General features: G+C 70.1%; 6 protein-coding genes and 2 rRNA genes (1 of these 8 cut by a window edge). All 8 read right to left on the reverse strand.

What is annotated here, in order from left to right; all coding sequences use genetic code 11:
* Positions 1–5 precede the first annotated feature (5 nt).
* Positions 6–725, reverse strand: coding sequence for a ribosome hibernation-promoting factor, HPF/YfiA family (hpf, locus tag OG946_RS12560; protein ID WP_326796198.1), 720 nt, complete (start codon positions 723–725; stop codon positions 6–8).
* A 330-nt stretch (positions 726–1055) separates the two neighbouring features.
* Entirely contained in the window at positions 1056–1778 is a 723-nt protein-coding gene (locus tag OG946_RS12565) for a ComF family protein (RefSeq protein WP_442814335.1), read from the reverse strand.
* Positions 1779–1869: 91 nt separating this feature from the next.
* On the reverse strand, positions 1870–3774 hold the full coding sequence (locus OG946_RS12570) for an LpqB family beta-propeller domain-containing protein (protein WP_326796199.1): 1905 nt from the start codon (positions 3772–3774) through the stop codon (positions 1870–1872).
* Positions 3761–5788, reverse strand: coding sequence for an MtrAB system histidine kinase MtrB (gene mtrB, locus OG946_RS12575; protein ID WP_326796200.1), 2028 nt, complete (start codon positions 5786–5788; stop codon positions 3761–3763). Before mtrB ends, OG946_RS12570 begins: the two co-directional genes overlap by 14 nt.
* A gap of 1 nt (position 5789) precedes the next feature.
* Positions 5790–6467 (reverse strand): two-component system response regulator MtrA, encoded by a 678-nt coding sequence (gene mtrA, locus OG946_RS12580; protein ID WP_018840454.1) that lies wholly within the window; start codon positions 6465–6467, stop codon positions 5790–5792.
* A gap of 104 nt (positions 6468–6571) precedes the next feature.
* Positions 6572–7675, reverse strand: coding sequence for an S-methyl-5-thioribose-1-phosphate isomerase (gene mtnA / locus OG946_RS12585; protein WP_326796201.1), 1104 nt, complete (start codon positions 7673–7675; stop codon positions 6572–6574).
* A gap of 72 nt (positions 7676–7747) precedes the next feature.
* Positions 7748–7864 (reverse strand): 5S ribosomal RNA (rrf, locus tag OG946_RS12590).
* 100 nt (positions 7865–7964) lie between these two features.
* A 23S ribosomal RNA gene (locus tag OG946_RS12595) occupies positions 7965–9209 on the reverse strand; it runs 1885 nt beyond the window's last position.

Here is a 9209-nt window from a genome sequence, read left to right on the forward strand (position 1 = left end):
GCCTTTCAGCCGCCCAGGGCGCCCCCTGCACCGTCGGGCAGCGACTCCTCGATCAGATACGGGTCGAGGTGGATCACGCCATAGTCATATGCGTGCCTGCGGTAGACAACGCTGGGCAGTTTCTTGTCGGAGTCGACGAAGAGATAGAAGTCGTGCCCCACGAGTTCCATCTCGTAGAGCGCCTGGTCCAGCGTCATCGGCGGGGCGGCGTGCGTCTTCTCCCGCACCACGAGCGGGCCGTCGCCGTCCACCTCCAGTGGTCCGCGGCGGTGGAGCCGGGAGCCGCTCTCCAGCAGCTCGCGCTCCGCCGTCGTCTCCATCGACGGGGTCGTCAGCTCCCCGTCGTCGGTGAGCTGCGCCGCGTGCGCGACGACCTCGCCCACCTCCGCGGCCGTCCGGCGGTCCTTGCCGGGCCGCCTGGTCTTGCGCTTGTCGTGCTGCTTGCGCAGCCTCGCCTCCAGCTTGGCCGTCGCCAGGTCCAGGGCTGCGTACGGGTCGGCCGCGGCCGCCTCGGCGCGCACCACGGGCCCCCGGGAGTGAACTGTGATCTCCACCCGGTCGCAGCGGTCGGCCAGCCGCGGGTTGTGCTCCTTGGACACCTCGACATCAAGGCTCATCACCTTGCCGTCGAACTTCTGGATCTTGTCCAGCTTCAGCTTCTCGGCCACATGCCGACGAAACCGCTCGGGAACCTCGGTCTTGCGGCCCTTGACGACGATGTCCACGCAGAACTCCGTTCTGGAACGGCTCCGCGTACCGCTGAGCTGACGGGCGAAGCCGGTCCCTTGGTGCGCTCGGGCCCCGGTTCGTGCCGGAGCCTCGGGGTTCTCTGCCGCCGGTCCCCCTGGTCACGGAGGGCCGGCTTTCACCTCCTCCTCCCCCACAGACAAGATCGACACCCCATCGGATCCAGCGGATTCGGCCCATCCACTGTCCTCACAGCCTCCTCACAATCGAACATAGCTCGCCTGAGATGCTGCGGCACCCCCTGAGACGACTGTAGTCCGATCAGGTGCTTATACCTCCTTTCTACCTGCGGAAACGTAAGATTGCAGTCAAGGGAGCCAACACGCGCGACCGGCTTCGAACGCGTCGCGCGGCGCGGCCACGACGGCCGCCGCGAGCCCGCGATGGCAGCCTGCCGCGCGCACGGCCCGCGCCGCCTCCGCGAGGGACGCCCCCGTCGTCAGCACGTCGTCGACGAGCACGACCCGGCACCCGGGCGCGCGCAACCGCAGCGCACCGCCCCGCACCACCTCCAGCGCCCCCGACACGTTCCGCTGCCGCGCCACCGCGCTCAGCCCCGCCTGGTCGGCCACCGCCCGCCGCTGCCGCAGCACCGGCAGCAACTCCGCCCGTATCCCGCCCCGCCGCAGCCGCTCCGCGGCCACGAGAGCGAGACGCCGCACCGGATCGTGCCCCCGCCGCACCACGGCCCCCCGCGCCGACGGCACCGGCACAAGCACCACCCGCTCCCCGCCGTCCCCGCACACCCGCACCCCCGCTGCCAGGGCCGTGCCCAGGGGGTGGGCCAGGCACAGCGCGCCCCGCTCCTTGTGGGCCAGCAGCGCCGACCTCGCCGCGCCCGCGTACGCCACCGCCGCATACACCGCGGGCAGCCCCGGCGGCCGCGGCCGGGGCGCCACGCGCCGCACCGCCCCCGCCGTCAGCTCCGCCGCACACCCCGCGCACAGCGCCCCCGCGCCCCGGCCCGCCCCGCATCCCGCGCAGCCGGCCGGCAGCATCAACCCCGCCAGTTCCCGCCCTGTCCCCCGCATGCGTCCACGATGCCCGCCGCCACCGACACCCCGCGACCCCTGTGGACAACCCCCCGGCTGTGGACAACCCGGCGGCAGAACCCGCGACCGCCTACCCCGGATACACCGGCGCCGTGCCCCCCTCCCCGCCCGGCACCGCCTTCCAGTACGCGTTCTGCGGCAGCCGCACGATCCCGTCCTCCGACGCCGCCACCAGCGGCTTCGTACCGTCCTCCGCCGCCGCCACCGCCGTCACCCCGGTCAGCCCCTGCCCCAGCTCCGCCGCCGGCGGCACCGACCCGTCCGTCGACACCAGCCGCATCTGCTGCACGCCCTCGGACTCCCGCCCTACGACCAGCAGCCGGCTCTCGCCCGCCCACGACACGGCCCGCACCTCCTCCAGCGCTCCCGTGTCGCGCAACTGCGCCACCACCGGCACGCCGTCCTTCACCGACACCGCCCCCAGCACCAGCCGGCTCTCCGACCCCTCGCTGACGACCAGCGCGATCCGCGCCCCCTCCGCCGACATCCGCAGCGCCTCGATCCGCCCCTCAAGACCCGTGACGTCGATACGCACCGGATCCGCGGTCCCGCCCGCCATCCAGTACAGCCGCGACTCCCCGCCGACCCGGTCGGCCACCCACAGGTCGCCCAGCCCGTCCCAGCTCGCCGCGGTCAGCCCGTCGCCCCGCGCGGCCTGCGCCTCGGTGGCACCGCTGGTCAGCAGCGGCTCCCCCAGCGCCGAGGACTCGTCCAGCGACGACACGTACAGCGCGCGCCCCGTCGCCGTCACACCGGCCGCCTTCTTCTCCGAACGGGCCACCGCCGCCGACCCGATCGCCGGCTTGCCGTCGCCGAGCGGGCTGATCACCGTCGCCGGCCCGGCCTCGCCCGCGTCCGGCCCCGACGAGGTCCGTACCAGCCGGTTCTTGGCGTCGATGAAGTAGAGCGAGGACGGATGCCGCGCCAGCCGGTCCGGCGCATACCGCTCGCCCGCCGTCGCGCTCAGGTCGCACAGCTTGGTGTCCCTGGCCGTCAGCAGCTCCACATTGTCGACACGCACGCCCTCCTGGCTCTCCGCGGTGTGCAGCACCTGCGCCGCCATCCGCTCGCACGTGTGCAGGCCCGGCTTCGTCTCCAGCGCGAGCCGCACCCGCAGCGTGCCCTCCTCGTCGACCGTCAGCCGCTGGTTCTTCGCCAGCGCGGTGCGCTCCGGGAACGTCGTCTCCGTCACCGTGCCGATCAGCCCGCCCGGCCCGTCGAGCAGCGTGCGCACCGCGTCCGTCACGGGGTCGATCCGCCGCCGTACGTACACGGGGTCGGCCACCAGCGTGTCCCTGCTGCGCGCCGTGAAGTGGTACGTCGACGCCGACTGGAAGGTCCGCTCGAAGTCCGCCCGGCTGATCACCAGCCCGCGCGGCGGATCCACGATCCGCCACTGCCCGGACTTGCCCTCCTTCGACAGCTCGATGTTCAGGTTGTACACCCGCTCATCCGGCGTGTACGTGCCCGCGTCGTTGAGCCACGCGACCTTGTCGCCGCTCAGTTGGACGACCGCCGTGGTCATCTTGTCGCCGTTCACCGGCTTCGGCCCGGCCATCGGCTGCTCCGACACCGTGGGCGCCTCGGCCAGCACCGTCGTCTCGCCGGGAGTCCAACTGCGCGCCTTCTTCGTCAGATACGCCTTGGCGACGGTGGCGTAGTCGTCGCTGCGCAGGGCCTCCAGGAAGTCGGACACGATGCGCTGCGGGCTGGCACCGGGCTCCGGCCGCTCCGCGTACGTACGCGCGCGTGGATCCTCGCGCTGCTCCGACAGCGGCACCTGGTGCACGCCCCCGCTGTCCGGCATCGACGCGCAGCCGGCGAGGAGCAGGAAGCCGCCGAGCAGCGCGACGGTGGCGTAGCGGCGCGTACGGGCCGGCAGCCGGCGCCGGTACGCACCCGGGCCGCGGCCCGCCGTCCGGCGCCCCCGCCCGCGTACCGCCGACGCCTCTCCCGTACGCCTAGACGCGACCACCGCGCTCCCCCTCGCCGCCGACCTCACTAGGGACCTCACCGCCGCCTGCGCCCCCCTCAGGGACGCCCTCAGAGCCGTTCTCGGGCCCATCCTCGCTCCGGGCACCCGGCACCTCGTCGGCCGCCCCCGCATAGCCGCTGACCCGCCGCCCGCTGCCCGGCAGCGCCGTCGGGTCCGCCTCCGCCCGCGCCGCGGGCCGCGGCGCCGCCGCCCGCGCGGCGGCGGCCGTCCCACGTCCGCCCTGCGCCGGTACGGTCCCCAGCAGCTCACCGCCCGCGGAACCACCGACCTTCGCCACGCTCACCGCGCCCGGCTCCTGCACCTTCCGCGCCGCCCGCCGCGCCCGCGAGTCCTCCGGCTCCAGCGGCACCGGCGAGCCGTGCAGCGGCTCCCCGCCCGTCCGCGGCAGCGTCAGCCGGAACTGCGACCCGCCGCCCGGCTCGCCCCACGCCTGCAGCCAGCCGCCGTGCAGCCGCGCATCCTCCAGCGAGATCGACAGCCCCAGCCCGGTCCCACCCGTGGTACGGGCACGGGCCGGATCGGCGCGCCAGAAACGGTTGAACACCCGCGTCGCCTCGCCGGGCTTCAGCCCCACGCCATAGTCGCGCACCGCCACCGCGACCGCGCTCTCCGACGCCCCGAGGCGTACGACGACATCGCGGCCCTCGCCGTGCTCCACGGCGTTGACGACCAGATTGCGCAGCACCCGCTCCACGCGCCGCGCGTCGACCTCCGCGATCACCGGCCGCTCGTCGCCCTTGACGAGCAGCCGCCCGCCCTTGGCGTCCGCCAGCATCTGCGCCCCGCCCACGACGCGCCGCACGATCTCCCGCAGGTCGACGGGCTCGGCGTCCAGCGCCGCGGCACCCGCGTCGAAGCGGCTGATCTCCAGCAGGTCGGAGAGCAGCGACTCGAACCTGTCCAACTGATCAAGTAGCAGCTCCGCGGAGCGCGAGGTCACCGGATCGAAGTCCCCGCGCGCCTCATGGATGACGTCCGCGGCCATCCGCACCGTCGTCAGCGGGGTGCGCAGCTCGTGCGAGACGTCGGAGACGAAGCGGCGCTGCATCCGCGACAGCTCTTCGAGCTGCTGGATCTTCACCTGGAGGTTCTGCGCCATCTTGTTGAACGACTGGCCGAGCCGCGCGATGTCGTCCTCGCCGCTGACCTTCATCCGTTCCTGGAGCCGCCCGGCCGCCAGCCGCTCGGCGATGCCTGCGGCCATCCGCACCGGCGTGACCACCTGCCGTACGACGAGCCAGGCGATGGCCCCGAGCAGCACCACCACGAACACCCCGGCCGTCGCCAGCGTCCCCTTCACCAGGCTCAGCGTCTTCTCCTCCTGGGTGAAGGGGAAGACGAAGTAGAGCTGGTACGGGTTGTTGTTCGGGTCGTTCAGCCGCTTGCCGATGATCAGCGAGGGCTCGCTCTCGTCCGAGCCGCGCTTCCAGACGCGCGCGTACTGCTCGTAGATCCCGGACCCGCCGCCGCGGTCGACCTTCTCGCGCAGATCGGCCGGGATGCTGTCCACCGACGTGTCGTCCGAGACGAGCGAGCCGCGCGGATTGTCGGACGAGCCGGTGGCCTCGTTGTTCACGCTGGAGCTCATCACCAGTACGGACACCACGCCCTGCCCGCTGCCCATGAGCTGCTCCACCAGGGCCGCCCGCCACTCCGCGGAGTTCACGGGCGCCGTGGCCTCGCTGCCGCTGCCGGGCTCCTCGGACGCACCCCGTATCTCCGCCTGCGCGAAGCCGCTCTGCGCCTGCCCGTGCGCGGCACCGAGCTTCGCCTCCAGCAGGCCGTTGCGGACCTGCCCGATGACGACGATGCCGAGCAGCACGACGACACCCAGCGACATCAGCAGGGTGGTCGCGACCACCCGCAACTGGATGTTCCGCCGGTACAGCTTCGTCGCGATGTGCAACGGGCGGCGCACCCAGCGCACGCACAGCCGGACGAACGGCTGCACCGGCCCGCCGGGCACGCCTTCCCGCGGCAGCACGCGGAACACGTCAGCTCGGTCCCGCCTTGTAGCCGACGCCGCGGACGGTCACCACGATCTCCGGCTTCTCCGGGTCCTTCTCCACCTTCGAGCGCAGCCGCTGCACGTGGACGTTCACCAGCCGGGTGTCGGCGGCGTGCCGATAGCCCCAGACCTGCTCCAGCAGCACCTCGCGCGTGAAGACCTGCCACGGCTTGCGCGCCAGCGCCACCAGCAGGTCGAACTCCAGCGGCGTCAGTGCGATCGGCTCGCCGCCGCGCTTCACCGAATGCCCGGCGACGTCGATCACCAGATCGCCGATCGCCAACTGCTCCGGCACCGGCTCCTCCGACCGGCGCAGCCGGGCCCGGATACGGGCCACCAGCTCCTTGGGCTTGAACGGCTTGACGATGTAGTCGTCGGCCCCGGATTCCAGGCCCACGACAACGTCCACGGTGTCGCTTTTCGCCGTCAGCATGACGATCGGCACACCAGACTCCGCCCTGATCAGGCGGCAGACCTCGATACCGTCCCGGCCGGGCAGCATGAGGTCAAGAAGCACCAGGTCGGGCTTCGACTCGCGAAACGCGGCAAGAGCCTTGTCACCGTCCGAGACAAATGACGGCTCGAAGCCTTCCCCGCGCAACACGATGCCGAGCATCTCGGCCAGTGCGGTGTCGTCGTCGACGACGAGAACGCGTCCCTTCATGACGACATCATCCCATTTACACATCCCATACAGAGAATCCCGTGTCCCAGGTCACGCCCCGGCCACCGCCGGAACGCACCTCTTCCCCTGACGATCACTCTCGGTCAACGCACAACCAGCTCCGCGAGTGAATCCCCCGTCACCGGCGAGGCCACCCCACGCTCCGTGACCAGAGCCGTGACCAGCTCCGGTGGGGTGACGTCGAACGCCGGGTTGTACGCCTGCGTGCCCGCAGGTGCGACCGCGTAGGTCACCGCGGCCTGCCCCGGACCCGACCCGGCGGCGTGCGGCACGGAGAACTCCGTGACCTCGCCCCCGGCCCGCTGCTCCACCTCGATGGCCGAGCCGTCCGGCGTACTGAAGTCCACCGTCGTCGTCGGCGCGACGACGAGGAACGGAACCTGATGGTAGCGGGCGAGCACCGCCAGCGGATACGTCCCGACCTTGTTGGCCACCGACCCGTCCGCCGCGATCCGGTCCGCGCCCAGGATCACCGCGTCCACCTGCCCGTCCGCGAACAGCGACCCGGCCGCGTTGTCCGTCAGCAGCGTGTACGGCATCCCCGCCCGCCCTGCCTCGTACGTGGTCAGCCGGGCCCCCTGCAGGAGCGGACGGGTCTCGTCCACCCACAGCCGCCGCAGCTCCCCGGACCGGTGCGCCGCCAGCACCACCGCCAGGGCCGTACCCCCGCCACCGGAGACCAGAGCCCCGGTGTTGCAGTGCGTGAGCACCCGAAAACCGCCCTGGGGCACCAGCTCGCCGAGCAGCCTCAGCCCGTGCTCAGCCATCCGCGCACTGGCCCGCGCATCATCGGCATGCAACCGTCGCGCCTCGGCAAGCGCGGCCCCGGCCGCCCCGGCGTCACCGTCCCCGGCCTCCAGGGCGGCGCGAAGGGCGCTCTGCGCCTTCCGTACGCCGTACGCCAGATTCACGGCGGTCGGCCGCGCCCCGGCCAGCAGCTCGGCGGCCTGGTCGACGTCATCGCCCCGCGCAGCCGCCAAGGCAACGCCGTACGCGCCGGCAATACCCAGCAACGGGGCACCCCGCACGGCAAGCGTCTGAATCGCCCGCACCAACACCGGCACGTCGGCACATACCAACTCCACCTCGTCGGCGGGCAGTCGCGTCTGATCCAGCAGGACGACGGCGGGGCCGTCCCTGCCGTCCAACGGCTCTTCCCAACGAAGCGCGGCTATCTCCTCGGCCATTGTCCCAGTCTGCAAGGACCCCGGAAATGACTCAACCCCTGGGCGACAGCCCAGGGGTTGAATCCAAGAATTGTTCGGCGGTGACCTACTCTCCCACACGGTCCCCCATGCAGTACCATCGGCGCGGTCGGGCTTAGCTTCCGGGTTCGGAATGAGACCGGGCGTTTCCCCAACGCTATGACCACCGAAACACTATGAAACTATCCCCCACACCCCTCATACCGGCAGAACACCGGTGTGGTGTGGGTGGGTTGTTGTTTCAGAACCCGCACAGTGGACGCAAGCAGCTATGGACAAGCCCTCGGCCTATTAGTACCGGTCACCTCCACCCCTCACAGGGCTTCCAGATCCGGCCTATCAACCCCGTCGTCTACAGGGGGCCTTAACCCCTCATGGGGGTGGGAGTCCTCATCTCGAAGCAGGCTTCCCGCTTAGATGCTTTCAGCGGTTATCCCTCCCGAACGTAGCCAACCAGCCATGCCCTTGGCAGAACAACTGGCACACCAGAGGTCCGTCCGTCCCGGTCCTCTCGTACTAGGGACAGCCCTTCTCAAGACTCCTACGCGCGCAGCGGATAGGGACCGAACTGTCTCACGACGTTCTAAACCCAGCTCGCGTGCCGCTTTAATGGGCGAACAGCCCAACCCTTGGGACCGACTCCAGCCCCAGGATGCGACGAGCCGACATCGAGGTGCCAAACCATCCCGTCGATATGGACTCTTGGGGAAGATCAGCCTGTTATCCCCGGGGTACCTTTTATCCGTTGAGCGACGGCGCTCCCACAAGCCACCGCCGGATCACTAGTCCCTGCTTTCGCACCTGCTCGACCCGTCAGTCTCGCAGTCAAGCTCCCTTGTGCACTTACACTCACCACCTGATGACCAACCAGGCTGAGGGAACCTTTGGGCGCCTCCGTTACTCTTTAGGAGGCAACCGCCCCAGTTAAACTACCCACCAGACACTGTCCCCGATCCGGATCACGGACCCAGGTTAGACATCCAACACGACCAGAGTGGTATTTCAACGACGACTCCACAACCACTGGCGTGGCCGCTTCACAGTCTCCCACCTATCCTACACAAGCCGAACCGAACACCAATATCAAGCTATAGTAAAGGTCCCGGGGTCTTTCCGTCCTGCTGCGCGAAACGAGCATCTTTACTCGTAATGCAATTTCACCGGGCCTATGGTTGAGACAGTCGAGAAGTCGTTACGCCATTCGTGCAGGTCGGAACTTACCCGACAAGGAATTTCGCTACCTTAGGATGGTTATAGTTACCACCGCCGTTTACTGGCGCTTAAGTTCTCAGCTTCGCCGGATCGAAACCCGACTAACCGGTCCCCTTAACGTTCCAGCACCGGGCAGGCGTCAGTCCGTATACATCGCCTTACAGCTTCGCACGGACCTGTGTTTTTAGTAAACAGTCGCTTCTCGCTGGTCTCTGCGGCCACCCCCAGCTCCCCGCGTAAAACGGATCACCAGAAGCGGCCCCCCTTCTCCCGAAGTTACGGGGGCATTTTGCCGAGTTCCTTA

The sequence above is a fragment of the Streptomyces sp. NBC_01808 genome (genome assembly GCF_035917395.1).
Lineage (GTDB): Bacteria > Actinomycetota > Actinomycetes > Streptomycetales > Streptomycetaceae > Streptomyces.

Bases quoted from the DNA above. Each gene is read 5' to 3' on its own strand.
- OG946_RS12565 (WP_442814335.1), bottom strand. From the start codon at position 1,778: ATGCGGGGGACAGGGCGGGAACTGGCGGGGTTGATGCTGCCGGCCGGC.
- mtrA (WP_018840454.1), bottom strand. From the start codon at position 6,467: ATGAAGGGACGCGTTCTCGTCGTCGACGACGACACCGCACTGGCCGAG.
- mtnA (WP_326796201.1), bottom strand. From the start codon at position 7,675: ATGGCCGAGGAGATAGCCGCGCTTCGTTGGGAAGAGCCGTTGGACGGC.